The sequence below is a fragment of the Staphylococcus coagulans genome (genome assembly GCF_002901995.1).
Classification (GTDB): Bacteria; Bacillota; Bacilli; order Staphylococcales; family Staphylococcaceae; genus Staphylococcus; species Staphylococcus coagulans.
This window is the reverse complement of record NZ_PPQN01000073.1, coordinates 1-975: the sequence shown is the minus strand read 5'-3', so window position 1 is coordinate 975 and position 975 is coordinate 1. Positions and strand designations below refer to the sequence as shown.

General features: G+C 49.8%; 8 tRNA genes and 1 rRNA gene. All 9 read left to right on the top strand.

The features are described from left to right. Positions 1-101 (top strand): 5S ribosomal RNA (rrf, locus tag CD118_RS11050); the annotation flags it as partial. Positions 102-110: 9 nt separating this feature from the next. Beyond that, a tRNA-Val gene (locus CD118_RS11045) sits at positions 111-186 on the top strand. Between the two features lie 3 nt (positions 187-189). Next, positions 190-265, top strand: a tRNA-Thr gene (locus CD118_RS11040). 6 nt (positions 266-271) lie between these two features. Beyond that, positions 272-344: transfer RNA gene (locus tag CD118_RS11035), tRNA-Lys, on the top strand. A gap of 18 nt (positions 345-362) precedes the next feature. Continuing rightward, a tRNA-Gly gene (locus CD118_RS11030) sits at positions 363-437 on the top strand. A 7-nt stretch (positions 438-444) separates the two neighbouring features. Beyond that, positions 445-533: transfer RNA gene (locus CD118_RS11025), tRNA-Leu, on the top strand. A 10-nt stretch (positions 534-543) separates the two neighbouring features. After that, positions 544-620 (top strand) — tRNA-Arg (locus CD118_RS11020). 11 nt (positions 621-631) lie between these two features. Next, positions 632-705 (top strand) — tRNA-Pro (locus CD118_RS11015). Positions 706-720: 15 nt separating this feature from the next. Further along, positions 721-796, top strand: a tRNA-Ala gene (locus tag CD118_RS11010). The last annotated feature ends 179 nt before the right edge of the window (positions 797-975 follow it).

Below are 975 nucleotides of genomic sequence, written 5' to 3'. Positions count from 1 at the left end.
CAAAGAGGTCACACCTGTTCCCATGCCGAACACAGAAGTTAAGCTCTTTAGCGCCGATGGTAGTCGGACTGACGTTCCGCGAGAGTAGGACGTTGCCAGGCAATGATAACGGAGAATTAGCTCAGCTGGGAGAGCATCTGCCTTACAAGCAGAGGGTCGGCGGTTCGAACCCGTCATTCTCCACCATTCGCCGGCCTAGCTCAACTGGTAGAGCAACTGACTTGTAATCAGTAGGTTGGGGGTTCAAGTCCTCTGGCCGGCACCATTTCATGAGCCATTAGCTCAGTTGGTAGAGCATCTGACTTTTAATCAGAGGGTCAGAGGTTCGAATCCTCTATGGCTCATCATTCAAATACTATCGAGCAGAAGTAGTTCAGCGGTAGAATACGACCTTGCCAAGGTCGGGGTCGCGGGTTCGAATCCCGTCTTCTGCTCCATTATTTTGCCGGGGTGGCGGAACTGGCAGACGCACAGGACTTAAAATCCTGCGGTGAGAGATCACCGTACCGGTTCGATTCCGGTCCTCGGCACCATTATCATTTAGCGCCCGTAGCTCAACTGGATAGAGCGTTTGACTACGGATCAAAAGGCTATGGGTTCGACTCCTATCGGGCGCGCCATTTTAAATATACGGGAAGTAGCTCAGCTTGGTAGAGCACTTGGTTTGGGACCAAGGGGTCGCAGGTTCAAATCCTGTCTTCCCGACTTCTTAAAAATCTTGGGGGCTTAGCTCAGCTGGGAGAGCGCCTGCTTTGCACGCAGGAGGTCAGCGGTTCGATCCCGCTAGTCTCCACCATTATTTTTGAATGAACATTGAAAACTGAATGACAATATGTCAACGTTAATTCCGATAATTTGAGTACTTCAACGTACTTTAAAGAGTGATTGACTTAAACAATCAACGAGCTATATCAAGCTTACTTCTTTTATGGAGAGTTTGATCCTGGCTCAGGATGAACGCTGGCGGCGTGCCTA